Source organism: Janthinobacterium sp. HH102, from assembly GCF_001758625.2.
Classification (GTDB): domain Bacteria; phylum Pseudomonadota; class Gammaproteobacteria; order Burkholderiales; family Burkholderiaceae_D; genus Janthinobacterium.
This window is the reverse complement of the sequence record NZ_CP062062.1, coordinates 3,469,923-3,496,143: the sequence shown is the minus strand read 5'-3', so window position 1 is coordinate 3,496,143 and position 26,221 is coordinate 3,469,923. Positions and strand designations below refer to the sequence as shown.

The following is a 26,221-nucleotide window of genomic DNA, read 5'->3' as shown; positions in this document are numbered from 1 at the left end:
GGTTCCCATGACACCCACTTTCGCCCTTCTCCCCCTTTGCCTGCTCGGCGGCGCCGCCCTGGCCGCGCCCGTCCTGGACGACGCCGTGCGCCAGCGCGCCGAGGAACTCACGCGCACGGGCATGCTCCCCAGCATCGTCATCGCCGTGATCGACGGCAAGACCAGCGCCGTCTACGGCTTTGGCAGCGTGCATGCAGGCAAGAATACCAAGCCGGGCGCCGACACCGTCTACCAGATCGGTTCCGTCACCAAGACCATGACGGCCTTGCTGCTGGCCGACGCCGTCGTCGAAGGCAAGGTCAAACTCGACGCGCCGGTGACGGCAGTATTGCCTGGGTACACCATGCCGGCCTTCGACGGCAAGCAGATCAGCCTGCTCGACCTGGCCACGCATTATTCCTCGCTGCCGCGCCTGCCCGACAATTTCGCGCCCAAGGACCCCGCCAATCCGTATGCGGACTACACGGAAGCGAAGCAGCGGCAGTTTCTCGCCGCCTACCATCTGCCCCGCGCGCCGGGCACCAAATTTGACTACTCGAACATCGGCTATGCCGTGCTGGGCACGGCCCTGGCCGCACAGGCCGGCATCAGCTATGAAGCGCTGCTGCAAAAGCGCATCGCCGTGCCGCTGGGCATGCGCTCGACGTCGAACACGCCCACGCATGGCATGCTGGCGCGCCTGGCGCCCGGCCATTTGCTGTCGGGCGAGCCGACACCCGCCTGGGATTTGAACGTGGTGGCGCCAGCCGGCGGCGTATATTCGAGCGCGCGCGACATGGTTGCCTACCTGCAAGCGTACATGTTCAAGCCGCTGCGCCCGTATGCGCTGGCGCTCAAGCCGCAGCGGCAGCTGGCACCGGACAGCGAGACGAAAATCGGCCTGGCATGGCTGCTGGAGCAGCGGCAGGGTCAAAGCTACGCCTGGCACAGCGGCCAGACGGGCGGCTACACCAGCTATGCGGCGTTCACGACGGACGGCAAGCGGGGCGTGGTGGTGTTGACGAACGCGGCGCGCGATATCGACGCGCTGGGCTTGTCCGCCCTGCTGCCCGGCACGCCCTTGCCGCCGCTGAAAAAGCCGCCGGCCGCCATCGAATTGCCGCGCGCCGCGCTGGCCGAGTACGTGGGCGAGTATCCATTGGACAAGGATTTCACGTTGACGGTGACCCTGGGCAAGCAGGGACTGGAAGCGGCAGGCACGGGCGTCGGCTCAGCCCCCTTGTTTGCCAGCGCGAAAGATCAATTTTTCTTCCGCGCCATCGAGGCGGACCTGGCCTTTACGCGCGATGCCGCGGGCAAGATCGCCGGCGCCGTGCTCACGCAAGGCGGGCAGGACGTGGTGTTGCCGCGCAAGCAGTAACCCTAGGCTGCCGGGTCCTGCATGAATTGCTCGACCCGGGCGACGAATTGCGCCTTGCTGCGCGTGCGAAATTCACCGAGGAAGGCGTCGCTGCCCTGGACGATCTTGCCGTGGCGGTCGTATGCCACCTTGCCCATTTCCAGCACGAATTCGCCCTGCGGATCATCTTCCGGCTCGAAATGCGAATTGAAGCAGTAACCGCTGTCGCGGCAACTGCCCCACAGCAGCAATGCGCTGCTGAACCATTGCATGGTATCCGGGCCAGGCTCGACCTCGAACAGGGTGTTGACGGTGATGTGCCAGCCGCCCGGCACGCGCAGCGGTTGCAGGGAATAGGGAAAGCGTGGCTGTTTCATGTGGGCGATGGCAGGCGGCGGCTTGCGTAAAAGGCGAGGAAGTCCAAGGCCGGCAGCGCCTTGGCAAATAGCCAGCCCTGGCCGAATTCGACCTTGCGTTCCAACAAATAATCGGCTTGCTGCTGCGTTTCGATGCCTTCGGCCACGATCAGCATGTTCAGGGTGCGGGCCATGTCGATGATGTGCGGCGTGACGCTGCTGGTGGCCGCATCCGTGCCGATGGTGTCGACGAAGGATTTATCGATTTTGAGGGCGTCGAGCGGCAGGTTTTGCAGGCTCGACAGGCTGGAATAACCGGTGCCGAAGTCGTCGATGGCCACGGCGTGGCCCCGTGCCCTGGCTTTTTCGATGGTGGCGCGGGCCGCTTCCACGTTGATGAAGCCCCGTTCCGTCGCCTCCAGCCAGATCTGCTGTGCCTCGATGCCCGTGCCGGCCAGCGCGCGTTCGAGCACGTCGAGCACCCTGCCCGTTTCGATGTCGCTCGCGCACAGGTTGATGGCGATGTGCAGTTCGCGGTCGGCCAGCAGCGCGGCGCGCATGTCGGCGATGACGCAGGCGATCACCTGGTCCGTGATGGGCAGGATGAGGTCGCTTTCCTCGGCCACGGGGATGAACAGGTCGGGCCGTATCATGCTGCCTTCGGGACGGCGCCAGCGTATCAGCGCCTCGGCGCCCACGCACACGCCCGTGTCGAGCGCGATGATCGGCTGATAATGGACAAAGAATTCGCGCCGCTCGACCGCCGTTTCCAGTTCGCCGCGCAAGGACAGCCGGCGGCGCGACAGCCACACGACGATGCCGACGATGAAGGCGGCCATCAGCAGGCCCAGCGGCAAGAGCAGCAGCTGTTCGCGCCGCAGCCTGTCGTTGAGCTTGCTGCGCGGCTCGATCATGACGGCCGTCAAGCCGTCGCGGTACAGCGTCGCATGGATGTGGCCGTCCGCCGCTGGCTGGCCGGCGAGCAGGGCCTGCACCACGGCCGGGTCGGGATGATGGAGGGTGTCGAGCACGCCCTGCTTGCCGATGGCCACGGCCATCTGGATGTCGCTGTCGACGATGACGTCGGAAAAGCGCACGGGATCAATCAGCACCTTGTAGGCGCGGTGGGACAGCCCCACCATGCGCTTGCCGCCGCTGACGACGGGCCGCAGGTTGAAATCGATGCCCATGCCGTTGGCCAGCGTGAAACCGGCAGGGGTGACGGCGATGCGCGCTTCTTCGATGCCCGTGGACGTGCATTTGAGCAAGCCATTTTCCACGTAGCCGATATCGTCGATGCTGCGCGTGGTGATGGTGATGCGGCGCAACTGCAGGATATGCGCCTCCGAGCACGGCGCCAGGTCCAGCGCATCGGCGCTGCGCAGGGCGAGCCCGGCCGACGCGATGGAACGGTGGGCGCGCTCGAGCGCGTAGCCGGCCAGCAGGCGCAGGCGTTCCTGCTCGCCCTGCTCGGCGCGCACGGACGACAAATAGAAGGCCAGGCTCAGGGGGGCGGCCACGCCGATGACGGCGACCAGCACGCTGGTCACGATAATGCGTTTTCTGCGCATGCTACTCCCTGCGATAGTTATATGATTGCCATGTATTTCTCGATGGCATCATATTACAAGTGCGGGCGGCGCACGCGCATATTACTGAACAGTTACACTTTTTCCAGCGGCCTGGCCAGCACGAACACCAGCGCCGCCGCCACGGCCGCCAGCCCGCCAGCCAGATACAGCACGCTGGCAAAGCCATCGATGAAGGCGTGGCGCGCCGCTTCCTGCGCCACGGCTTGCAGCGCGGGCGGCAGCTGGCCGAAAGCGTCGGCCGCGTTGCCGGCCACGATGCGCCCTATCATCTCGGGCGAGGCTTTCAAGCCGTGCAGCCACGCCAGTTTCTCGAACGAGGCGGCCGTGCGCATGGCCAGCACGGCGCCCAGCGCGCCGACGGCCAGCACGATGCCGACAAAGCGCGTGGTGGTGCTGATGCCCGAGCCCATGCCCGTGCGTTCGCGGGGGATGCAGGCGAGGATGGCCTTCTGGGTCGTGCCGTTGAGTAATCCTGCGCCCGCGCCCGTGACGACCATGCCGGCTGCCACCCAGCCGTACTGCAGGCTGGCGGCGGCCAGCGCCGTGGCGACGTTGCCCACGGCGACGATCAGCAAGCCCGTCACCAATATGCCGCGGTCGTCCAGCACCCGCATGGCGCGCGGCGCCAGCCTTGACAACACCACCATGGCGACGGCGAACGGCAGCATGGCGCAGCCGGCCAGCACGGCGGAAAAGCCGAAGGCGTTCTGTAGGTACAGCGGCAAAAACGTCATCATCACTTGCGCGGCGATGGCGTAGCCGAACATGCCCAGCACGGCGCCGACGAACACGCGCCGGCCAAACAGCGATAAATCGACCATGGGCGCGCGCTGGCGCCGTTCCACCAGCACGAACACTACCAGCAGCGCGGCGCCCGCCGCAAAGCGCAGCATGGTGGCATGGCTGGACCAGCCGGCCACGCTGGCGTCGATCAAACCCCAGATGATGCAGAACAGGCCGGCGGAAAACAGCAGCGCGCCCAATGGATCAAAACTGGCGTTGGAAGCGTCCTTCGACTCGTCCACGTGCCTGCCTACCAGCCACATCAGGATGGCGACGACGGGCAGGTTCAGGTAGAAAATCCAGCGCCAGTTGATGGCGCTCGTAACGAGGCCGCCCAAGAGCGGCGCCACCGTCATGGCCACGCCCATGGCGGCGCCCCACACGGACCAGGCCCGTGCCCTTTCCTTTTCCGCGTGAAACGTGTGGCCGATAACGGCCAGCGCGGACGTCAGCAGCAGCGCGGCACCGAGTCCCTTGATGGCGCGCGCCACGTTGAGCACGAACGGCGTCCACGCCAGGCCGCACAGCAAGGACGCCAGCGCGAACACGGCCAGGCCATACAGCATGACCTTGCGCCGTCCCAGGCGGTCGGCGACGCTGCCGGCCGGCAACAAAAACGAGGCGAACGCCAGCATGTAGGCGCTGACCACCCATTCCACGTCGACGAAGCTGGCGTTGAGCGAGCGGGCGATCGACGGCAGCGAGACGGCGACGACGTTGGTGTCGAGCATGATCAGCGCGCACACGCCCGAGCAGGTATAGAGGGTCCAGTTGGTATTCTTCATGCCTGTATTTTAAGCAGGCTGCTGTTATTTCCTGTTATAAGACAAGCGCCTTATAATTTACCCATGGTGAATACAGACAAAGACATGGAATTGCGGCATTTCCGCTGCGTGCTGGCCGTGGCGCACAGCCTGCACTTCGCGCGGGCGGCGGCGGAACTCGGCATTTCGCCGCCCGCGCTGACCAAGCAGGTGCAGGAAACGGAGCAACTGCTGGGCACGCGCCTGTTCCAGCGCAGCAAGCGCGCCGTGTCCCTGACGGCGGCCGGAGAACTGTTCGTGCTGGAAGCGGCGCGCGCGCTGGAGCAGCTGGCGCAGGCGCAGGACGTGGCGCGCCGGGCGGGACGGGGCGAACTGGGACGGCTGGAAATCGGCTACGTGGCTTCGGCCGCCTATGCCGGCGTGCTGCAGGGACAGTTTGCGCAGTTTCGCGCCAGCCACCCCGGCATCCGCATCGGCGCGCGCGAATACGCGATGGATGCCCTGCCCGGCTTGCTGGACCAGGGCAGAGTCGACCTGGCCTTCGTGCGCCCGCCCCTGCACTTGCCGGAAGGAATCGACAGCGTAATCTTGCTGCGCGACCGCTTCGTGCTGGCCGTGCAGGCCGACAGCCCGCTCGCTGGGGTCAACGCGGCTTCACCGGCCGCGCTGGCGCAGCAGGCGTTCATCGTGCCGGAACAGGAATTGGGAACATTGGAGGTAAGCCGGCGCGGCGGCTTTGCGGCGCAGGTGGTGTCGCGCCCGGGCAGCCTGGTGGCCGTGCTGACGGAAGTGTCGCTGGGCGTGGGCTGCGCCATCGTGCCCCACTCCGTGATGGCCAGCGTGCAATTGCCCGGCGTGGTGTTCCGCGAACTGGCGGCGCCGCAGATCAGCTCGGAAATCGCCGTGGCCTTCCGCCGCCACGAACAGGCGCCCGCCGCGCGCGCCTTCATCGCCCAGCTGCGCTCGGCGGCGCTGGCTTAGCCTCGGTTCTTCAGGACGGCCACGGCGTAGGTGCAAGCGGTGGCCGTTTCATTGCGGAATACGCAGTCGGCCGGCGGACCCAGTTCCAGACAATCGCCCTCGTCCAGCACGTGGCGGGTCTCGCCTTCGATGAAGACGAGGCTGCCGCTGAGCGCCCAGATCAGCTGGCGCCGCGCCACGTAGGCGGCGGCCGGCATGGCCACCACGGCGCCCGGCGGCAAGGTAATGTGCACGAGGTCGAGCGGCATGTCGGACGCGGGCGACACGTGGCGCCGCACATAGCCGCTCTGCGGGTCGACCCACACGGGCTGCTCAAGCTTGCGCAGCAAGCGTCCCTCGCGCATTTCCGCGCGGGCGATCAGTTCGGACATGCTCAGGCCGAAGGCGCCCGACAGGCGCGCCAGCAAGGTGGCCGTGGGGCTGCAATCGCCGCGTTCCACCTTGTGCACCATCGCGCGCGACACGCCCGAACGGGCCGCCAGGTCCGTCAGCGACCAGCCCAGGCTTTCCCGCTCGAGGCGCACCCGGGCCCCGATGCGCTGGTTCAATTCGTCTGGTTTAGTGGACATATATCGGGTTCCATTCGGATTTTATTGGACAAGGCGTGGGCGGCACACTATTATTTGTCCATTATAGTAGACTACTAGCAAGGAGATCAACATGCGCATACGCGATGCCCACGCGGGCGATATCGAGGCCATCACGGCCATCTACAACGATGCCGTCAGCCATACCCTGGCCATCTGGAATGAACGGACAGTCGATGCGGCCAACCGCGCCGCCTGGCTGGCCGATCGCGAGCGGGCCGGCTATCCCGTGCTCGTCGCCATCGATGCAGAGGAAAAGGTGGCTGGCTACGCCTCGTTCGGCGACTGGCGCCCGTTCGAGGGTTTCCGCCATACGGTCGAGCATTCCGTGTATGTGCGCGCCGATCGCCGCGGCGCCGGGGTCGGCAAGGCCTTGATGGGGGAACTGATTATGCGGGCGCGCGGCCTGGGCAAGCATGTGATGGTGGCGGGCATCGAGGCGGGCAATGCCGGCTCGATCGCCCTGCACAAGCAGCTGGGCTTCGAGGAAGTGGGTTTGATGCGCCAGGTGGGCACCAAGTTCGGCGCCTGGCTGGACCTGGCGTTTTTACAGCTGCAACTCGATGCGCGCAGCGATCCGGACGACATCGCGCCGGCCGGATAAGGTCAGGCCGGCATCAGGGATCGATCTCCGGCGGCGGGCGGCGCAGCGCCATGTGCTCCCACACGGCCACCAGTACCAGCACGCAGCTCGTGATGCAGGCCAGGATCAAGGGCGAATACAGGCGGCCGTAGGCCATCGGGATCAGCGCCAGGATGATCAAAATGCCCAGCAGATGCGACAGCGGCGGCGCGGTGCGGTCGCTGCTGACCCATTTAAATAGCGCATTGCCCAGCAGATACAGGATCGGGCCGCCCAGCAAGGCGCTGATGCCGGCGAAGCTTGCTTCATCCGGATGCACGAGGGCCAGTTCATCGGCCACGGCACTGACGATCACGCCGCCCACGATCAGCACGTGGATATACGTGTAAGCCTTGCGGGCGATGCGGCCCGGGTCCTTCGAGTGGGCGATGCGGTGGTGGCCCGCTTCGGCGCCCGTGTCGAAATAAATCCACCACATGGCGATGCTGCCGACCAGAGCAGACAAGAAGCTCAGCCAGTTGCCGGCCGTCCATTCCAGGCCCGCGAACGTGGCGCCCGTCACCAGCAAGGATTCGCCCAGGGCGATGATGACGAACAGGCCGCAGCGTTCGGCCATGTGGCTGCCATCGACGTCCCAGTCGGCCGTCGTCGAGCGGCCCAGGCCCGGCATGCCGAACAGCATCCATGGTCCGGCCAGGTCGATCAGCAGGGCCGCGGCCCACCAGAAGATGCGCTGCTCGGGCGACGCGATGCCGCCGGCGATCCAGAAGATGCCGGAGAGCACGGCCCACAAGGCGATGCGCTGGAAATTGCGGCGGCGCGCCAGCGCTTCATGGCGCACGGCCCACCAGGCGAACAGGGGCCGGCCCACCTGCATGGCGACGTAGGCGCCCGCAAAGCCCAGGCCCCGCGTGCCGAACGCTTCCGGTATCGAGGCCGACATGATCAGCCCGCCCAGCATCAGCGCAAACAGGCTGATGCGCACGGGAATGCGCTCGGGGTCGAGCCAGTTGGTGATCCACGAGGTGAAGATCCACACCCACCAGACGGCCATCAGCAGCAAGCCCGTCTGCAGCCAGCCCACGGCGCTCAGGTGCGCCAGCAAGCCGTGCGACAGCTGCGTCACGGCAAACACGAACACGAGATCGAAGAACAGCTCGATCATGCCCACCTTGCCGCTGTCCAGCCCGCCCCGCGTGCGCAACAGCGATTTACTTAATTCCATAGCTACTCTTTCATTCATGCTTGATTAAAACGGTACGTCCCGGGTGGGTATTTATAACTTTACTGGCGTCAACAAGGGCAAGCCGGCGAAGTGGGCGGCCAGGTTATCGACGACCAGTTGACCCATCGCATGGCGTGTTTCCACGGTCAGGCTGCCCACGTGCGGCGTGAGCACGACGTTGGGCAAGGCGCGCAAGGCGTTTGGCACGCGCGGTTCGTCCGCAAACACGTCGAGGCCGGCCGCGCCCAGGTGGCCATCCTGCAAGGCGGCGATCAGGGCGTCTTCGTCGATCAGGGCGCCACGGGCGATATTGATCAGGGTGCCTTGCGGCCCCAGCGCGTCGAGCACGGTGCGGTCGACGATCTTGCGCGTGGCCGGCGTGCCAGGCGCGCAGACGATCAAATAATCGCTTTCCTGCGCCAGGGCCAGCAAGGACTCCGCGCGCGGCACGTCGGTGCCGGCAATGGCGCGCGGCTGGAAGTAGCGCACATGGATGCCGAAGGCGGCCAGGCGCAGCGCGATGGCTTGCCCGATCTGGCCGAAACCGAAGATGCCGGCCGTCTTGCCGCGCAAGGTAGATGCGGGGGCGATGGCCTCGCGGCGTTCCCAGCCCCCATCGCGCACGAAACGGTCGAGTGCCACGACATGCCGCGCGCTGGCCAGCAGCAAGGCCAGCGCCATGTCGGCCACGTCGTCCGTCAGCACGTTCGGCGTGGTGGTAACGGCAATGCCGCGCTCGCGCGCCACGTCGAGCGCCACGCCATCGAGGCCCACGCCATTGACGGCGACGATTTCCAATGCGGGCAGCAGGCCCATGTCGGCGGCGTTCAAGCCCAGCGCGCCCGTCGTGACGACGGCGCGGATGGCCGGCGCCCGCTCGGCCAGCCAGGCGCGGCGTTCATCCGCCGGCACTTGCCAGGCATGGTGGCAGGTATATTGCTGTTCCAGCTGCGCGTTGACGGCAGCCGAGGGACTGGGGGCGAGGATGAGGAGTTCGGGTGGCATGGGCGTCCTGGGTCGTGTCGACAAGATTTGCAGACGCAACTTAGCATATTTGAGGCCCAGCCGGGGATGGCATACCCTAATACGCCCCCTAAAACCCTGCACGCCGCGCGGTCTTTGCCTGCGTCAGGCTGCCCGATTCCGCCGTAGGTCGGCTTAGCCCGCAGGGCGCAAGCCGACAAGCGCTCCCACGCAACCTGTCAGATTACGCTGCGCTAATCTGACCTACAACTGGTCTTTGCCAGCGTCGGGCGACCCGATTCCGCCGTAGGTCGGCTTAGCCCGCAGGGCGTAAGCCGACAAGCGCCGCCACGCAGACTGTCAGATTACGCTGCGCTAATCTGACCTACATAGCATTCAATCCGGCTCAACCAGGGCAAGGCACGCGTTTGATCTTGCCGCCCGTCTTGAACGGGTCGGCGCCCGCGCCCGGGTTCGCATCCATGCCAAAGCACGTGGCACCGCCGGGGTTGACGACGCGCGTGGCGGGACGCCCATCGGCCGTCAGGTATTCCTCTACGCGGATGACGGGGCCGCCGCGCCAGGCGGAGGCGACCTGTTTCTGGAACGCGCTGTCGCCTGTGAGGTCGGCCGCGGCCAGCCAAGGCTGTTGTTGCTTGAGTTCGCCGCGCAAAGCCTTGTCGGCGGCGCCCGCAGCCAGCCTGGCGCGCGTGCGCAAATCGGGGCCAGCTGGTGCGTTCGGGGGCGCGACGGACAATTCCTCGGTGGGCATGGTGATGGCTTCTGCTGTCACGGGCGGCATGTCAGGCACGACGGACGGAACCTGAGCCCGCGCGCGCGGCACGGGAATCGGCATGGGTGGCGGCATGGCCATCGGCGGCGCCTGCGGCGCGGGCCGGGGCGGCAGCAAGGTCATGAAGGCCACTTCCGTATATTGCTTGAGCTGCCGCGCCGGCAGCAGGAGGAAATACAGGCCCAGCACATGCATGGCCAGGATCAGCGCGACGGCCGCGCCTTTGAAGCTCAAGCCGCCCCGTAGGCGCATGGAAGCGGACTGTAGATGGCGGTGCAATGGCATGCGGTTTCCTGTGGGCGCCGGGCGCGATGGCTTATTTTAGCGAAACTTGACCATAGGCATTAATAAATCCACAAGGTATCGCCTGGCGCGCCTTTTCTCGCCAGATTCCGGCACCCTGGGGTATCGGATGTTGCACAAATGACGACTTTTTCATCGCTTTCTCACACTTTCCCACGCGCCGCACCGCGCTGGAATATAATGATAATCATTCTCATTAATATCCAGATAACTCCATGCGCACCTTCCACCTCGTCCCTACCCCGTTCGCCCTGGCCGCCTTCCTGCTGGCCAGCGCCGCCGCCCACGCGCAAACCAGCACCGCAGCAGCGGCCGGCGACGCGCCAACCATGCCCACGGTAGTCGTCAATGCCTCGGCCGACGCGTCGGCGCAAGGACTGTCGAAAGCGTATGCGGGTGGCCAGGTGGCGCGCGGCGGGCGCATGGGCATCCTCGGTGCCGTGGACATGATGGACTCGCCATTCGGCAGCACCAGTTATACACAGCAATTCATTGCCGACCAGCAAGCGCGCAGCGTGGGCGACTTGCTGCAAAGCGATGGCGCGGTGCGCATGTCTCGCGGTTACGGCAACTTCCAGGAAGTGTATGTGATCCGCGGCTTCGCCCTCGATTCGGACGACGTGGCGTACAACGGCCTGTACGGCGTCCTGCCTCGTCAATATGTCTCGCCGGAATTACTCGAGCGCGTGGAAGTGTTCCGCGGCGCCAGCGCCTTCCTCAACGGCGCGGCGCCGGGCGGCAGCGGCATCGGCGGCGCCATCAACCTGATGCCCAAGCGCGCCGGCAACACGCCGCTGACGGAATTGACCGTGGGCGTGGAATCGGGCGGCCACGCCTACGCGGCCATCGACGTGGCGCGCCGCTTTGGCGAGCAGCAGGAATTCGGCGTGCGCGTGAATGCCGCCAAGCGCCAGGGCGAAACCGGCATCCAGCGCGAAGACCACGACGTGGGCATGTTCTCGGTCGGCCTCGACTACCGGGGCCGCGGCTACCGCCTGTCGGCCGACGCTGGCTACCAGAATTTCGATTTGACGGCGCCGCGCCCTTCCATCAACACGGGCAGCCTGACGGCCTTGCCAGGCGCACCCGATGCGTCGAAGAACTTTGCCCAGCCATGGAGCTATTCGAAGGAGCATGACGTGTTCGGCACGGCACGCGCCGAAGTCGACCTCGCCAAGGATGTCGTAGCCTGGGCCGCGTTCGGCAGCCGCTCGACGAAGGAAGCGAACAGCCTGGCCCAACCGACGTTGAGCGCGCTCAATGGCGATGCCAGCGTGTACCGCTTCGACAATGCCCGCAAGCAGGAAATCCGCACGGGCGAACTGGGCGTGCGCGGCAAGCTCCATACCGGCGCCGTCCGCCACACCCTGGTGGCCAGCTGGTCCGGGCACTGGAACGAGGCGAAAAATGCGTATGCGATCAGCGATTACGCGGGCTTGCCGACGAATATCTACCATCCGCTGGACGTGGCCATGCCGCCCACCGTGCCCGCGAACTCGGGCGGCGTGATGAGCGACCCGCGCCTGACGCAAAAGACTATCCTCAACAGCTACGCCGTGGCCGATACCATGGCCTTCCTCGACGACCGGCTGCTGCTGACCGTGGGCCTGCGCCGCCAGCAGATCCGCGATGCGGCATATGCCTATGGCACGGCTGTGCAATATTCCAGCTATGACAAGAGCGCCACGACGCCCGTGGCCGGCATCGTCTACAAGGCCGGCAAGAACGTGTCGGTCTACGCCAACTACATCGAGGCGCTGGTCAAGGGCCCCGTTGCCAGCGGTACCTATTTCGATGGCCAGAACGACGTGCCACTGAGCAACAAGGGCGAAGTCTTCTCGCCCTACAAGTCGAAGCAGAAGGAAATCGGCGTCAAATATGACGGCGGCAGGCTGGGCATGAGCGCCGCGCTGTTCTCGACCGCCAAGCCCTTGCCGGCCGTGGTCGGCTCGCGCGCCACCTTGTCGGGCGAACAGCGCAACCAGGGCCTGGAACTGTCCGTCTTCGGCACGCCGATGGCGGGCGTGCGCCTGCTGGGCGGCCTGACCTGGCTCGATACGGAACAGCGCAAGACGGACAAGCCGGCCAACAATGGCAAGAACGCCATCGGCGCGCCAAAAACACAGCTCAGCGTGGGCGGCGAATGGGACGTGCCCGACGCGCCAGGCTTGAGCCTGAATGCCCGCACCGTCTACACCTCGACGCAGTATGCGGATCTGGCCAACAGCAAACAGTTGCCGTCCTGGACCCGCGTCGACATCGGCGCGCGCTACCTGACGCAGGTGGCGGGCCATGACGTGACCTTGCGCGCGCGCATCGACAACGTGGCCGACCGCAGCTACTGGGCCTCGGCCGTCTCCTCGTTCGACGCGGGCAGCCTCGTGCTGGCAGCGCCGCGCACCTTCGTCGTATCGGGCAGCGTGGCGTTTTAACCGGACCGACGCGAAGCTGCCCCTTCCCCGGGCCGCTTCGCGTGCGCGCCTGTGCCAACGGCCGGATATGGGCGACAATGCCCGCATGAAACTCCCTGCCCTCCTGTTATTGCTCTGCCTGTCCCTGCCCGCCGCTGCCCAAAAGCAGGCCGCCTGCCCTTACGCGGCCTGGAAAAGCGGTTTCAAGGGCGATGCGCGGGCGCAAGCCATGTGTCTGCTGCGCCCCGTGAAACTGTATGCGCGTCTGGGCGACAGTGCGCCGCTGCCGGCCTTTCTTGCCGCCCACGTCGGCCAGCGCACGGGCATCGCCCCCGTCGCCCTGCGCGCCTGGCTGGCGGAACAAGGCATCGCCGAGGCGGACGCGGGCGGCGCCGTCGATGCACCGCTGTCGCGCGCCGTGGGCCGGCTGGCCGCGCCCATGGCCCGCTATTTCGTCATCCACGACACCAGCTACCCGAATTTTCTCAACGAAACCATTCCCGATCACATCAACGACGCCAGCTGGGATTTCAACGATTTCAACTTGCGCAATCCGGCGCTCGGCGGCGGTCCGAAGGGCCATGTCTACGTGAACCGCCTCGGCGATTCCCTGGCCGTGCGCGACTTTGGCACGGCCGGCTATGCCAGCAAGCTGGAAAAGGACAAGCCGTCGCTGACGGGTCTGTTCCTGCACGTGGAACTGGTGCAGCCGCGCAACTCCGTGCCCGGCGGCGGCAAGGGCAACGATGGCCTGGCGCCCGATCCCGGCTTTACGCCGGCCCAATACGACCGCCTGGCCCTGCTGTATATCGCCGCCAGCGTGCGCAAGGGCACGTGGCTGATTCCCGCCTTCCACGCCGTGCTCGATACGGGCTTTGCGAACGGTCATGACGACCCGCAAAACTTTTCGCTGGAGCAATGGGATGCGGCCCTCAGCCATTTGAGCGCCGTCATGACGGGCGCCCACGCGTCAAATTGAACGCCACCTGCGCGCCGATTTGGAGGATACTTTAGCTCCCGCCTTGCATCGCGCGGATGCCGGGATGTCGATGGGGAGCCGCGATGACCTATGCCTCTGACCAGAAAATGCTTGCGCTGGACATGCCCGCCCGCACGCGGCGCATCTTCAGCATGCGCGATGCCGTGCTGACGCAGTGGGAGCACGAGGTGCGCGCCAAGGTACGCGGCGCCGATGCCTTGCTCACGCCCATCCTCATCAACACCTTGCCCGCCTTCTTCGACAACCTGGCCGAAGCGCTCACGCCAGGCTACCCGCGCGACGACGCCACCAGCAACACCAACGCGCCTGCCGTGCATGGCAACGAACGGGCGCGCATGACCAGTTATGGCCCGGAACAGGTAATTCAGGAATACCAGATTTTCCGCGACTGCTTCGCCGCCGCCGCGCTGGAGGCGGGCGTGCCGCTGCGGCGAAAGGACTGGAAGGTGATCAATGCCTCGATCGATACGGGCATCCGCGAAGCCATCCTGGAATTTACCGCCATGCACGAAAGTTTTCAGCGCCGCATCGCCGCCGGGCTGTCGCACGACATGCGCAATCCCCTGTCCGTCATGCTCAACAGTGCACAGCTGCTGCAGCGGCGCGCGCAACAGCCGGACGTGGCGGCGCTGGCGCTGAAAATTATCGAGCACGGCAAGCGCCTCGACGACATGATCCAGGAATTGCTCGATACGCTCAGCTACCACCGGGGACAAAAGCTGCCCCTCGTCCTGCGGCGCCTCGACGTACTGCCGCTGGCACGGCAGGTTGCCGACAGCGTCAATATCGGCCATCCGGGCAAATGCGTGGTCAGCGGCACCTCCGTGACGGGCTGGTGGTGCGAAAATTCGCTGCGCCGTGCCCTGGAAAACCTCGTCGTCAATGCCGTCAAGTATGGCGACGACGGTCCCATCCATATTCATATCGACAGTTTGCGCGAACGCATGATCTTGAGCGTGCACAACACGGGCAGCAATATCGCGCAAGACCAGACGCAGCGCATCTTCGAATACCTGCGCCGCGAGCACGAAGGCAACGCGCCCGGCTGGGGTATCGGCCTGCCCTTCGTGCAAAACGTGGCGGAAAGCCACGGCGGCAGCGCGCTGGTCGACAGTGCGCCGGAAACGGGCACCACGTTTACCATCGACCTGCCGATCGATTGCCGGCCCTTCGTCACGCCAGGCACCTGATCGCAGCTACGCCCCATCTGCCGGCAAAATCGCTGCCGTAGCGCACCAAAGCGGTGCGGATGACGGTTTTACGCCACAAAAGTGGTCATTTTTTACATACTTTCGGGTGTGCGCCATTGGCACGCTTCCTGCTGAGCTATAGTCAGACACGGCTCAAGGGAAATCACAACATGGCAAATTTTTTCAATGAAATGACTGCAGATGACGTGGGGACGGACAGCAAGGTACGTGAACACTATCGTGAATTCAACAACTGGCTGGAACAGCAATCGCCCGAGACCATCGCCCGCAAGCGGGCCGAAGCCGACCTGACGTTCCGCCGCGTCGGCATCACGTTTGCCGTCTACGGCGACGATGCCGGCACGGAACGCCTGATTCCGTTCGATACCATCCCCCGCATCATCCCCGCCGCCGAATGGGCGCAGATGCAGACGGGCCTGGTGCAGCGCGTGCAAGCCTTGAACATGTTCATCCATGATATCTATCATGAGCAAAACATCATCAAGGCGGGCATCATTCCCGCCGAGCAAATCTACAAGAATGCCCAGTACCGCCCGGAAATGCAGGGCATTGCCGTCGCTTCCGACATCTATGCGCACATCGCCGGCGTCGACATCGTGCGCGCGGGCCAGGGCGAATTCTATGTACTGGAAGACAATCTGCGGGTGCCGTCCGGCGTATCCTACATGCTGGAAGACCGCAAGATGATGATGCGGCTGTTCCCGGAACTGTTCGCGCGCAACCGCATCGCGCCCGTCGACCATTACCCGGACATGCTGCTCGACAACCTGCGCTCCGTCGCGCCCATGGGCGTCGATGACCCGACGGTCGTCGTCATGACGCCCGGCATGTACAACTCCGCCTACTTCGAGCACGCTTTCCTGGCCCAGCAGATGGGCGTGGAACTGGTCGAAGGCAAGGATTTGTTTGTCAACGACAATTCCGTCTACATGCGCACCACGCGCGGGCCCAAACGCGTCGACGTCATTTATCGCCGCGTCGACGACGATTTCCTCGACCCGCTGGCCTTCCGCTCCGATTCCTCGCTGGGCGTGCCGGGCCTGCTGTCCGTCTACCGCGCGGGAAGAGTCACCCTCGCGAACGCCATCGGCACGGGCGTGGCCGACGACAAGTCGATCTACCCCTTCGTGCCGGACATGATCAAATTCTACCTGTCGCAGGAACCGATCCTCAACAACGTGCCCACCTACCAGTGCCGCAAGGCGGCCGACCTGTCCTACGTGCTGGCGAATCTGGCGAAACTCGTCGTCAAGGAAGTGCATGGCGCGGGCGGCTACGGCATGCTGGTGGGGCCGGCGTCGAGCCTGGCGCAGATCGAGGACTTCCGCCAGCGCCTGCTGGCCAATCCGGGCGGCTACATCGCACAGCCGACCCTGGCCCTGTCCGCCTGCCCCACGTATGTCGATGCCGGCATCGCACCGCGCCACATCGATCTGCGCCCGTTCGTGCTGTCGGGCAAGACCATTTCCATGGTACCGGGCGGCCTGACCCGCGTGGCGCTGGGCGAAGGCTCGCTGGTGGTCAATTCCTCGCAGGGAGGCGGCACCAAGGATACCTGGGTACTGGAAGCCACATTATCAGAAGAAAAAGCAGCTTTTGCAGGAGAGAAAACATGCTGAGCCGCACTGCCGATCATTTGTTCTGGATGGCCCGCTACACGGAGCGGGCGGAAAATACGGCGCGCATGCTCGACGTCAACATGCAGACGTCCATGCTGCCGCAGTCCGAGCAGGACGCGGAGCAAGGCTGGCGCGCCACTCTGGGCATTTCCGAGCTGCAAAGCGCGTACGACCACCAATATGGCCGCTTCCATACGCGCGACGTGCTCGACTTCATGGTGCGCGACCCGAACAACCCCTCGTCCATCCTGGCCTGCCTGACGGGTGCGCGCGAAAACGCCCGCGCCGTGCGGGGGACGTTGACGACGGAAGTGTGGGAAATCCAGAACGCCACCTGGCTCGACATGCAGAAGCGCCTGAAAAGCAATCTGCTGGAAACGGACCCCAGCGCCTTCTTCGAATGGGTCAAATACCGCTCGCATCTGTCGCGCGGCGTGACCCTGGGCACCATGCTCAAGGACGAAGCCATCCACTTCATTCGCCTGGGCACCTTCCTCGAGCGGGCCGACAACACGGCGCGCATCCTCGACGTGAAGTTCCATGGCGCGCGCGACACCTCGAAAGACATCACCCAGCGCGACTTTTACTACTGGGCCGCCCTGCTGCGCTCCGTGTCCGGCTTCGAAATCTACCGCAAGGTCTACCGCGACGTGATCACGCCGGCGCGCGTGGCGGAATTGCTGATGCTGCGCGGCGACATGCCCAGGTCGCTCCTTGCCTGCATGGATGACGTGGTGGAAAATCTGAAACATATCCGCAACGACGTGTCGGCCGATACGGAGCGGTTCGCCGGCAAGCTGCATGCGGAACTGAAATTCGGCCATATTGACGACATCATGAAGGCGGGCCTGCACGTGACCCTGACGGAGTTTCTGGAAAACATCTATGAGCTGGGCAACCGGGTCAGCCGCGACTTCCTCGTTCCCTTGGCGGCCTGATGCAGCTCACCATCCGCCACGAAACCCGCTACGCCTACAGTGCGCCGCTGGCCTACACTATCCAGCAGCTGCACCTGACGCCGCGTATCGAGCCGCAGCAGCGGGCCCTGTCCTGGCAAATCACGACGCCGGGCCAGTGCCACGCCTATACGGATGCCTACGGCAACCTGTCGCATATGCTGACCATTAACGGCAGCCATCAGTCGCTGAGCCTGGTCGCCCAGGGCGTGGTGGAAACCATCTACCCGCACAAGGGACGACTGAACCTGGTCGATACCCTGTCCCCGCTGTTGTTTACCATGCCGACGCCGCTGACGCAGGCCAACCCTGCCATCGTGGAGCTGGCGGCCGCCAGCCTGCCGGACCGCCGCGTGACGGCCGGCACGGGCCATCTGCTGCGCCTGGCCGAGCACATCGTCGGCAAGGTGGCGTATGAAAGCGGCGCCACCATGGTCACCACCACGGCCGGCGACGCCCTGGCACTGGGGCGCGGCGTGTGCCAGGACCACGCCCATCTGTTCCTCGCCTGCTGCCACGCCTGGGGTATCCCGGCCCGTTATGTGTCCGGCTACATCGACCCAGGCACGACGGGCCACGCGGCCAGCCACGCCTGGGTCGACGCCTGGACGGAAGACACGGATTTCGCAGGCTGGGTCAGCATCGACGTGACCCACGCGCGGCTGATGACGGATGCGTATTGCCGCCTGGCCATCGGGCGCGACTACGATTCGGCGGCGCCCGTGCGCGGCGTGCGCCAGGGCGGCGGCACGGAAACGCTGCACGTGGATGTACAGATCGTGCCCGTGTAAATAGGCAGGAATGAGGCTGGCCGGGGCTTGCGGCCGAGACTCAAGCCCCGGCTGGTGTAGAATGCTCCCCCTTTTGGATTTGATTTACGACGATGACTTATTGCATAGGCATGCGCCTGAACGAAGGCCTGGTCTTCCTGTCCGACTCCCGCACCAACGCCGGCGTGGACCAGGTGGGCACCTTCCGCAAGATGAGCGTGTTCGAGAACCCGGGCGACCGCATGCTGGTCCTGATGACGGCCGGCAACCTGTCGATCTCGCAGGCGATCCGCCAGATCGTCTCCGAACACGTGGATGCGGACGGACGCAGCATCTGGAACGTGGCCAGCATGTACGACGCGGCGCGCATCGTGGGCGAAGCCGTGCGCACCGTGCACCTGCGCGAAGCGAAGGCCCTGGCCGACTGCGGCATCGATTTCAACGTCAGCATCATTGTGGGCGGCCAGATAGGCGCCGAGCGCTGCCGATTGTTCCAGGTGTATTCGGCCGGCAATTTCATCGAATCGCATGATGAAAACACGTATTTCCAGATCGGCGAAGCCAAATACGGCAAGCCCATCATCGACCGGGTCATCAACCCGTTCACGCGCCTGGACGAAGCGGCCAAGTGTGCGCTGATCTCCATGGATTCCACCTTGCGCTCGAACATTTCCGTCGGCTTGCCGCTCGATCTGCTCGTCTACGAGACGGGCAGCCTGGCCGTCACGCGCTTCGTCACCATCGATGAAAAGAACCAGTATTTCCGCATGATCCGCGACACCTGGGGCGAGCAATTGAAACATGTGTTCGAAGGCATCGTCGATCCCGTGTGGAACGCGGCGCCCGAGACCACCACGAACGTGCTGTCGTCAAGCAACATGCACAGCAAGCCCGTGCGCGTAGCCATCCCCGAACACGTGAGCCGCGGCGGCCTGACGGTGGCCCCTCTGCAATCCTTGGCGCAGCAGTTCAGCGACGACAAGCAGCATTGACCTGCCGCGCACCGCGTGCGCGCGGTGCTGGACAAGTCGCTTTCCGCGTGCTTTTATGGCAATATGAGTTGATATTTAATTCATACTGATCAGAGAGGCAGGTAGCGCATGGACTTGATTACTTCCGCCGTCGTGGCGGCCATCGAACATGGCGCGCCGGGCCACGCGCCGGAAGCCGTCGCCAGCCACTATCAACGCCTGAAGCTGGCCATCGCCAAGTTCGACAGCGCCGCCGCCATCCTGGCCGCCATCGCCGCGCTGGAGGCCGAACCCGCCAATACCCAGCTGCAACTGGCCCTGTCGGCTGCCCTCTCCACGGCGAAAGTACCCGATGACATGGAAACCCTGTTCGCCGCGCAAGGCTTGCTCGATGCGCTGCGTCCGCCCGTAGCCCTGCCGCCGGCAGCGCCTGCGGCGCAAACGGCGCCCGCCCCCGCCGACAAAAGCGCCGTCGTGTCGAACTACGCGGTGGTGAAAGTGTATTTCGCCACGGACCGCCAGCGCGACGTGGGCAAGCCGCCGGCCCAGCGCTTCAGCGGCGAACGCAACGTCATGGGAGGCAATGGCCCGCTCAGCTATGGCAGCTGCGACATCAGCATCCCGCGCGACCACCGCATGGGCCAGCTGGAATCGCCGTCGCTGTGGCGCCTGGAATTTCGCGACGACCCGGTCAAGCACGTGGTGGTGCTGTCGGCCGACGTGCAGGACCGCGACAACTTCTTTGCCGCACTGAAAACCCAGATCCGCGCGTCGGCCGGCAAGAGCGCCTTTATCTTCGTGCACGGCTACAACGTGAGTTTCGAGGATGCGGCGCGGCGCACGGGACAAATGGCCTACGACCTCGGTTTCGACGGCGCGCCCGTGTTCTACAGCTGGCCGTCGCGTGGTGAAGTGGCCAGCTACACCATCGATGAAAACAATATCGAATGGAGCACGCCCCACATCACGGCCTTCCTGGCCGACTTTCTCGCCAGCACGGAGGCGGCGCAAGTCTATCTGGTGGGCCACAGCATGGGCAGCCGGGGCCTGGCGCGCGCCGCGGCCGACTTGCTGGCCGCGCAACCGCAGCTGGCGCAAAAGATCACGGAAATCATCCTGTCCGCGCCCGACATCGACGCCGCCATCTTCAAACAGGATATCGCGCCCAAACTGGCCGGCGCGCGCAACCCCGTCACTTTATATGCCTCTTCGCAAGACCTGGCGCTGGCCGCCTCGAAAGCCGTGCACGGCTACGCGCGGGCAGGCGACAGCGGCGCCGGCATGCTGATCGTGGCGGGCGTGGAAACCATCGACGCCACCGGGGTCGACACGAGCTTCATGAAGCACTCCTACTTTGCGGAAAAGCGCTCGGCCCTGTCCGACATGTTTTATCTGATACGCAACCATGCGCGCGCCGACCAGCGCTTTCTCGAGCCCGTCGATACGGCCGCCGGCCGCTATTGGACGTTCAAACCATGACGCCGTTCCATCCGGTGCGGCACGCATGCTAAGATACGGCCCATAGGGTGGCAACGGGCACGGCGATGACGCCGTCAGCCGATCCCCCGCAAGCAGGCTTATCATGTTGACATCATCTTCTACACCGCACGCCGAATCGCTGATCCGCAACACCAACGCCCGCGTCACCAAGACGCGCGTGAAGGTGCTCGACTTTTTAATGGCGCAAAGCCGTTCGCTGACCCACCATGAAATCCAGCAAGCGCTGTCGCAGGACAGCGATATCGATTCCGTCACCCTGTACCGGGTGCTGGAATGGCTGACGGAAAATGAACTGGTGCACCGCATCGCGGGCGCCGACCAGGTGTGGCGCTTCAGCGCCGGTGCCGGCCACCAGGCGCACGAGCACGCGCACTTTCAGTGCACCAAATGCGCGAACGTCACCTGCTTCAACGAAGTCAAGCTGCCGCCGCCCGTGCTCTTGCCGGAAGGTTTCAGCGGCGGCGAAGTCGATTACCTGATCAAGGGCCTGTGCCCGCGCTGCAAGTAAGACCCTTCTGACATCACTTGAGCAGCAAGGCCAGGTGATGCTCGTCATAAAACAGGTCGCCCACGCGCATCGAGCGCGGCTCCGTGCCATACGCGATAAATCCCAGGGATTCATACAGGCGCAGGGCGGCATTGTTTTCCGCATTCACGCTCAAGTGCACTTGCATGATGGCAGGGTCCGTCTCGGCCAGTTCGATGCAGGCGTTCACCAGACGCCGCGCCACGCCATGGCCCCGCTGCGTCACATCGACGAACACGCCCCATAACACGGCCTTGTGCGACAGCTGGCGCAGCGATTCGCGCCGCAAGCCGGCAAAACCGACGAGACGATCGCCATCGAAGGCGCCAAAGCCGCGCTGCAGGGTGCCGCCGGCGATGCGCTGCACGTGTTCTTCCGGCGTGCGCGCCAGCTCATCCTCGCGTGACGCCGAAAACGAGCTGGGCGAATCGAGGATGGCGCGCAGGCGCAGCGCGCAAAAGGCGGTGGTGTCGGCTGGCGTCAGCAGGCGGATGACGATATCGGGTGCGGGCATGGGAGGACTCGGCAGTTTTTTCCCATTATACCCACGCCCTTCCCTTACGCACGCACGCGGCGCAAGCCCAGCAAGGTCCAGCCGTACACGGCCGCCATCAGCAAGACCATGGCCGCGCCCAGCGCCGCCGTCCAGCTTTCCGGCAGCGACCAGGCCGGATCAAGCTTGCCGGCAGCCATGTAAGCGGCCATCGCCACGCAGATGGCGACGATGGGCCAGCCCAGGCGGCGCCGGAACGCCCGCACGACATCAAGCTTGCCGGTGCGCATGACCTTTGCCGTGACCCAGCCATCGAAGGTATCCGTCACGCCCATGCCGACGGCAAACACCGTCCCCGTCAGCAAGGCTGGCCCCATGCCGCCCAGCGCCACGGCCGCGTAGCCCCAGGCCGCCGCCTGCAAGGCCGTATCGAACACCAGCGCGAACAGCATGCCGACGAGGATGGCGCCCAGCGGCCCGGACGCGCGCCGCAGCCAGCCTGGCAGCAGCCGGCCGCGCACCTCGGCCAGTTGCGCGCCAGCCAGCAAGCTGCGCGCATTCAGCGCGGCTATCACCAGCAGCAAGACGATGGGCAGCCATTCCAGCCAGCCGAACACGCTTTCCGAAGGAGTGAATTGCCTGGATGCCAGGGCGGCAACGGCCACGATGGCCAGCACGCAGACGCCATGGCCGAGGGCAAACAGCGCCCCCATCCACGGCGTCCAGCGCGGGTGGGCCGCCTGGCTACGCAAGGTGAGGCCATCGACGGCGGCCAGGTGGTCCGGTTCCAGGCCATGCCGCATGCCAAGCAGAAAGATCAGCGCCAGGGCGGGCAAGCCCGCTCCCACGCTCATGCGGCCACCCCGACGGGACTATCCGCCTTGACCACGCAGCGGTCCAGGCCCCGGATCAGCATCTCCTGCGGCAAGTCGCGGCCGATAAAAATGATCTTGCTGGCGCGCGGCTCATCGTCGCGCCACTGTGCGCCCAATTCCGAGCCCATCAGCATGTGCACGCCCTGGAACACGGCGCGGCATGGCAAGTCGGCAACATACAAAATGCCCTTGTAGCGCATCAGCTGGGCGCCGAACAGCTGCACCACGGCATCGAGAAAGTTTTCCACCTGCAGCAGATCGAGGGGCTGGGCCTGGTGGTACACGAACGATTGCACGCCGTCCCCATGGCGGTGGCCCAATTCTCCGAGGAAATCCGGCTCCAGCTCGACGATGGCGTTCAGATTGAAACCGCGGATATTCAGGATGTCACGCAAGGGCACATTGCCGAAGCGCACTTTCTGTATGCTGGCGCGGCCATTGATGGCGACCAGGCGCTGGCGCAGCGCGGCCAGGTCGTCCTTGCTGACCAGGTCCGTCTTCGACAGCAGGATGCGGTCGGCAAAGCCCACTTGCTCCTGCGCTTCCTTGTGCGCCGTCAATTGCTGCTGCGCATGGCGCGCATCGACCACCGTCAGGATGGCGTCCAGCATGTAGCACTCGCTGACGGAGGGTTCCGCAAAGAAGGTTTGCGCCACGGGACCCGGCGCGGCCAGGCCCGTCGTTTCGATGATGACGTGATCAAACGTGATGCTTCCCGCCGCGCGCCTGGCGTGCAAATCGCCCAGGATGCGGATCAGGTCGCCCCGCACGCTGCAGCAGATGCAGCCATTGTTCATTTCCACGATCTGCTCGTCGCTGTCCTGCACCAGCAAGCCATGGTCGATGCTTTCGGCGGCGAATTCATTTTCGATCACGGCGATGCGCACGCCGTGATCGCCCTGCAATATGCGCTCGAGCAAGGTGGTTTTCCCACTGCCGAGAAAACCCGTGATGATGGTGACGGGGATCAGTTCTGTCATAGTGTGTTCCTGTCCAAGTTAATCTTCGAGTTCTTCCATTCGTTGCCATTGGGGAAACGGGTCGGGCAGCTTGCGCCAGGCGGCCATGCCCTGGCGCGTTTCCGTGGTGTTGAGTTGACATTTCCTTAAGTCCGCCTCGATGGCCGCCTGGTCCATGTCCTGGCCGATGAAGACGAGCTCCTGGTAGCGGTCGCCGTACGTTTCGCTCCAGCCCGCCTTGACTTCCGCCAGCGAGGCGGCGTCCGTGGGCCAGCGCTCCTTCGGCACGGACGCCCACCACAGGCCCACGGGCTCGATATTCATCAGCTTGCCCGCGCCGGACAGGCTGGCCACCCACTCGGGGCGGCTGGCCAACCAGAAATATCCCTTGCTGCGCACCACGCCCGGTATCGGTTGCGAGATGAAATCGTGCAGGCGCTGCGCGTGGAATGGCTCCTTCGCCCGGTAGACGAAGCTGCCGATGCCGTAGGTTTCCGTCTCCGGTGTGTGGCTGCCAGCCAACTCCTGCGCCCAGCCCGGCATGGCGGCTGCGTGCTCCAGGTCGAACAAGTGCGTGCCCAGGATGGCGTCGAGCGGCACGACGGACTGGTTGGTTTCGATGATGCGCGCGCCGGGATTGAGGGCTTTTAAAATGGCCAGCACGCGCCGGCGCTCGTCCGCCGCCACCATGTCGACCTTGTTGAGGACGATGACATTGGCAAACTCGATCTGTTCCGTGAGCAGGTTGGCCAGCTGGCGGTCGTCGCCCTCGCCCGCGATCTCGCCGCGCTGCTCCAGGCTGTCTTCGCTATGAAAATCCGCCAGCAGGTTGGCGCAGTCGACGACGGTGACCATGCAGTCGATGCGGGCCACGTCGTTCAGGCTGTCGCCGTGCTCGTCCTCGAAGTCGAAGGTGGCGGCCACGGGCATCGGCTCGCCCACGCCCGTCGATTCGATCAACAGGTAATCGAAGCGGTCTTCGGCAGCCAGGCGCCGCACTTCCAGCAGCAGATCGTCGCGCAGGGTGCAGCAGATGCAGCCGTTCGACATTTCCACGAGTTTTTCTTCCGTGCGCGACAGTGCCGCGCCGGCCGCCTCGGCACTGTCCTTGACCAACGAAGCGTCGATATTGACTTCGCTCATGTCGTTGACGATGACGGCCACGCGCTTGCCTTCGCGGTTGCGCAGTATGTGGTTGAGCAAGGTGGTCTTGCCGGCGCCGAGAAAGCCGGACAGGACGGTGACGGGGAGTTTGCGCTGGGGCATGGGGAATCCTTCGAATTGGTGGGTGCGTGATGGCGGATATAAATGCAGTTCAATTGCATTTGCGAATTATAATGCAACTTACTTGCATTGGCGTGACAATCGTCACCTGCCATCCTGAACACGCCGCGCAGTCCAGGCCACCTCCTCAAGGTGCTATAGTGGAATCGCACCGGCTCTGCTATCGAAGCAAGCGCCTGGCGACTGAACAGCTAAATTCTCACAGTGCCCAAGGAATCGATGATCTTACGCAGCCATACAACGTTTTTTGCATTAGTTATTTTGATGATGGGCAGTGCGATTGCCGCGGAAATAAAGCACCCGATCAAGCACTATATTTACTTCAATCACCGTGAACCGCACGGGGAAAACATCCGCGCGGATAAGGCATTAAGCGATCCGCGCTTCAGCGGTGCTCAAATCGTGTACACCTGGCGCAGCCTGGAGCCGGAACAGGACCGTTACGATTTTGCGCCGATCCGCCACGACATCAGCTATCTCGACTCGATCGGGAAAAAGCTGTGGATACAACTGCAGGAAAAATCATTCACGCCGCGCCACAATGTGCCGGCGTATTTGCTCAGCGATCCTCGCTACCAGGGCGGCATCATCAAGCAGAGCATGCTTTCCGCACCGGAACGCGACCCGCATAAAGCGGTCACCGATGATGAATATGGCTGGTCGCCAAAAATGTGGGAAGCGCCGGTACGCGAGCGTTATCAACGCTTGATCCAGGCGTTGGGCAAGGAATTTGACGGGAAAATCGAGGGCATCAATTTCAGCGAAAGCTCGATCGACATTGGCGTGGAGGACGGCAAGGGAAATACGACGTTCCCCGATGATTTCAAGCCGCAACAATATGTCGACGCCATCAAGGACAACATGCAGGTACTGGCCGCGGCTTTTCCCCACACCACCACCATGGTGTATCTGAATTTCCTGCCCGGTGAATGGCTGCCGTGGACCGACAAGGGCTATATGCGCGGCCTGTTTGCGCAAGCGCAAGCGCTGCGGATGGGCGTCGGCGGTCCTGACCTGATGCCGTATCGGAAAAGCCATATGGGCCAGAGTTACGGTTTTATCAAGGACTATCCGGCGAACCTGGTCAAGGGCATGGCCGTACAGGACGGCAACCTGCGCCAAATCAATCCCCGTACTGGGAAAAAGAATTCAGTCGAAGACTTGCTCGACTTTGCCCGCAACTACCTGGGCCTCGACTATATTTTCTGGGTGGAAGACGAGCCTTACTTCAGCAATGAAGTACTGAAAAAACTGCCGGCACATTGACAGGCAGCCGCGCCATCGCGCGCGACCCTGTCTCCATGCGCCTTGCACGGCTGTCATCGCCGCGTCATATGGCGGCGTTACAGTCGCGTCCTTTGAATCTTTCCGAGGGCG

24 protein-coding genes are annotated in these 26,221 nt (G+C 64.4%); 13 read left to right on the top strand and 11 right to left on the bottom strand.

Going from position 1 to position 26,221, the window contains the following annotated elements; genetic code table 11:
• Positions 1–7 precede the first annotated feature (7 nt).
• The gene (locus tag JAB4_RS15800; RefSeq protein WP_070218748.1) at positions 8–1,360 is read left to right on the top strand and encodes a serine hydrolase domain-containing protein; all 1,353 of its coding nucleotides are present in this window, start codon (positions 8–10) and stop codon (positions 1,358–1,360) included.
• Positions 1,361–1,362: 2 nt separating this feature from the next.
• Here the strand turns inward: JAB4_RS15800 and JAB4_RS15795 are convergent, their stop codons facing one another.
• The 3 genes from JAB4_RS15795 to JAB4_RS15785 form a co-directional block, all read right to left on the bottom strand.
• The gene (locus JAB4_RS15795; protein WP_070218747.1) at positions 1,363–1,716 is read right to left on the bottom strand and encodes a hypothetical protein; all 354 of its coding nucleotides are present in this window, start codon (positions 1,714–1,716) and stop codon (positions 1,363–1,365) included.
• Positions 1,713–3,266 (bottom strand): EAL domain-containing protein, encoded by a 1,554-nt coding sequence (locus JAB4_RS15790; RefSeq protein WP_070218746.1) that lies wholly within the window; start codon positions 3,264–3,266, stop codon positions 1,713–1,715. Before JAB4_RS15790 ends, JAB4_RS15795 begins: the two co-directional genes overlap by 4 nt.
• A 92-nt stretch (positions 3,267–3,358) precedes the next feature.
• Positions 3,359–4,855 carry an MFS transporter gene (locus JAB4_RS15785; protein WP_070218745.1) on the bottom strand — a complete coding sequence of 499 codons (1,497 nt, stop codon included), beginning with the start codon at positions 4,853–4,855 and terminating at the stop codon, positions 3,359–3,361.
• A gap of 63 nt (positions 4,856–4,918) precedes the next feature.
• Here JAB4_RS15785 and JAB4_RS15780 point away from each other — a divergent pair, with 63 nt between their 5' ends.
• Positions 4,919–5,815: a LysR substrate-binding domain-containing protein gene (locus JAB4_RS15780; RefSeq protein ID WP_070218744.1), complete on the top strand. Its 897-nt coding sequence runs from the start codon at positions 4,919–4,921 to the stop codon at positions 5,813–5,815.
• Here JAB4_RS15780 and JAB4_RS15775 read toward each other — a convergent pair.
• Positions 5,812–6,384, bottom strand: a complete 573-nt coding sequence (locus tag JAB4_RS15775; protein ID WP_070218743.1) for an XRE family transcriptional regulator — start codon at positions 6,382–6,384, stop codon at positions 5,812–5,814. The two genes, JAB4_RS15780 and JAB4_RS15775, sit on opposite strands and share 4 nt — an antisense overlap.
• 91 nt (positions 6,385–6,475) lie before the next feature.
• On the opposite strand from JAB4_RS15775, the gene JAB4_RS15770 reads away from it, so the two are divergent.
• Positions 6,476–7,006: a GNAT family N-acetyltransferase gene (locus JAB4_RS15770; RefSeq protein WP_070218742.1), complete on the top strand. Its 531-nt coding sequence runs from the start codon at positions 6,476–6,478 to the stop codon at positions 7,004–7,006.
• A 13-nt stretch (positions 7,007–7,019) separates the two neighbouring features.
• On the opposite strand, the gene JAB4_RS15765 is transcribed toward JAB4_RS15770, so the two are convergent.
• From JAB4_RS15765 to JAB4_RS15755, 3 genes are all read right to left on the bottom strand, one after another.
• Positions 7,020–8,210 (bottom strand): low temperature requirement protein A, encoded by a 1,191-nt coding sequence (locus JAB4_RS15765; RefSeq protein WP_070218741.1) that lies wholly within the window; start codon positions 8,208–8,210, stop codon positions 7,020–7,022.
• A 51-nt stretch (positions 8,211–8,261) separates the two neighbouring features.
• On the bottom strand, positions 8,262–9,215 hold the full coding sequence (locus tag JAB4_RS15760) for a 2-hydroxyacid dehydrogenase (RefSeq protein ID WP_070218740.1): 954 nt from the start codon (positions 9,213–9,215) through the stop codon (positions 8,262–8,264).
• Between the two features lie 364 nt (positions 9,216–9,579).
• Positions 9,580–10,251: a hypothetical protein gene (locus tag JAB4_RS15755; protein ID WP_070308429.1), complete on the bottom strand. Its 672-nt coding sequence runs from the start codon at positions 10,249–10,251 to the stop codon at positions 9,580–9,582.
• Between the two features lie 233 nt (positions 10,252–10,484).
• Between JAB4_RS15755 and JAB4_RS15750 the strand changes: the two genes are divergently transcribed.
• From JAB4_RS15750 to JAB4_RS15710, 9 genes are all read left to right on the top strand, one after another.
• A complete protein-coding gene (locus tag JAB4_RS15750; protein WP_070218738.1) occupies positions 10,485–12,701 on the top strand; it encodes a TonB-dependent receptor in 2,217 nt (738 codons plus the stop codon).
• 85 nt (positions 12,702–12,786) lie between these two features.
• Positions 12,787–13,659: a hypothetical protein gene (locus JAB4_RS15745; RefSeq protein WP_139143635.1), complete on the top strand. Its 873-nt coding sequence runs from the start codon at positions 12,787–12,789 to the stop codon at positions 13,657–13,659.
• Positions 13,660–13,742: 83 nt separating this feature from the next.
• Positions 13,743–14,870: a HAMP domain-containing sensor histidine kinase gene (locus tag JAB4_RS15740; protein ID WP_070218736.1), complete on the top strand. Its 1,128-nt coding sequence runs from the start codon at positions 13,743–13,745 to the stop codon at positions 14,868–14,870.
• Between the two features lie 170 nt (positions 14,871–15,040).
• Positions 15,041–16,510 (top strand): circularly permuted type 2 ATP-grasp protein, encoded by a 1,470-nt coding sequence (locus JAB4_RS15735; protein WP_070218735.1) that lies wholly within the window; start codon positions 15,041–15,043, stop codon positions 16,508–16,510.
• A complete protein-coding gene (locus JAB4_RS15730) occupies positions 16,504–17,448 on the top strand; it encodes an alpha-E domain-containing protein (protein ID WP_070218734.1) in 945 nt (314 codons plus the stop codon). Before JAB4_RS15735 ends, JAB4_RS15730 begins: the two co-directional genes overlap by 7 nt.
• A complete protein-coding gene (locus JAB4_RS15725) occupies positions 17,448–18,257 on the top strand; it encodes a transglutaminase family protein (protein WP_070218733.1) in 810 nt (269 codons plus the stop codon). Before JAB4_RS15730 ends, JAB4_RS15725 begins: the two co-directional genes overlap by 1 nt.
• Positions 18,258–18,349: 92 nt before the next feature.
• Positions 18,350–19,228 (top strand): peptidase, encoded by an 879-nt coding sequence (locus JAB4_RS15720; RefSeq protein WP_070218732.1) that lies wholly within the window; start codon positions 18,350–18,352, stop codon positions 19,226–19,228.
• A 108-nt stretch (positions 19,229–19,336) separates the two neighbouring features.
• Positions 19,337–20,686: an alpha/beta fold hydrolase gene (locus JAB4_RS15715; RefSeq protein ID WP_070218731.1), complete on the top strand. Its 1,350-nt coding sequence runs from the start codon at positions 19,337–19,339 to the stop codon at positions 20,684–20,686.
• A gap of 103 nt (positions 20,687–20,789) precedes the next feature.
• Positions 20,790–21,215: a transcriptional repressor gene (locus JAB4_RS15710; protein ID WP_070218730.1), complete on the top strand. Its 426-nt coding sequence runs from the start codon at positions 20,790–20,792 to the stop codon at positions 21,213–21,215.
• 13 nt (positions 21,216–21,228) lie between these two features.
• On the opposite strand, the gene JAB4_RS15705 is transcribed toward JAB4_RS15710, so the two are convergent.
• The 4 genes from JAB4_RS15705 to zigA are packed head-to-tail and all read right to left on the bottom strand — an operon-like array spanning position 21,229 to position 24,826.
• Positions 21,229–21,747, bottom strand: coding sequence for a GNAT family N-acetyltransferase (locus JAB4_RS15705; protein WP_070218729.1), 519 nt, complete (start codon positions 21,745–21,747; stop codon positions 21,229–21,231).
• 44 nt (positions 21,748–21,791) lie between these two features.
• Positions 21,792–22,580, bottom strand: a complete 789-nt coding sequence (locus tag JAB4_RS15700; protein WP_070218728.1) for a hypothetical protein — start codon at positions 22,578–22,580, stop codon at positions 21,792–21,794.
• On the bottom strand, positions 22,577–23,581 hold the full coding sequence (locus tag JAB4_RS15695) for a GTP-binding protein (protein ID WP_070218727.1): 1,005 nt from the start codon (positions 23,579–23,581) through the stop codon (positions 22,577–22,579). The genes JAB4_RS15700 and JAB4_RS15695 overlap by 4 nt, the downstream gene beginning before the upstream one ends.
• A gap of 18 nt (positions 23,582–23,599) precedes the next feature.
• Positions 23,600–24,826 carry a zinc metallochaperone GTPase ZigA gene (gene zigA / locus JAB4_RS15690; protein ID WP_070218726.1) on the bottom strand — a complete coding sequence of 409 codons (1,227 nt, stop codon included), beginning with the start codon at positions 24,824–24,826 and terminating at the stop codon, positions 23,600–23,602.
• Positions 24,827–25,063: 237 nt separating this feature from the next.
• Between zigA and JAB4_RS15685 the strand changes: the two genes are divergently transcribed.
• A complete protein-coding gene (locus tag JAB4_RS15685) occupies positions 25,064–26,110 on the top strand; it encodes a hypothetical protein (protein WP_070218725.1) in 1,047 nt (348 codons plus the stop codon).
• The last annotated feature ends 111 nt before the right edge of the window (positions 26,111–26,221 follow it).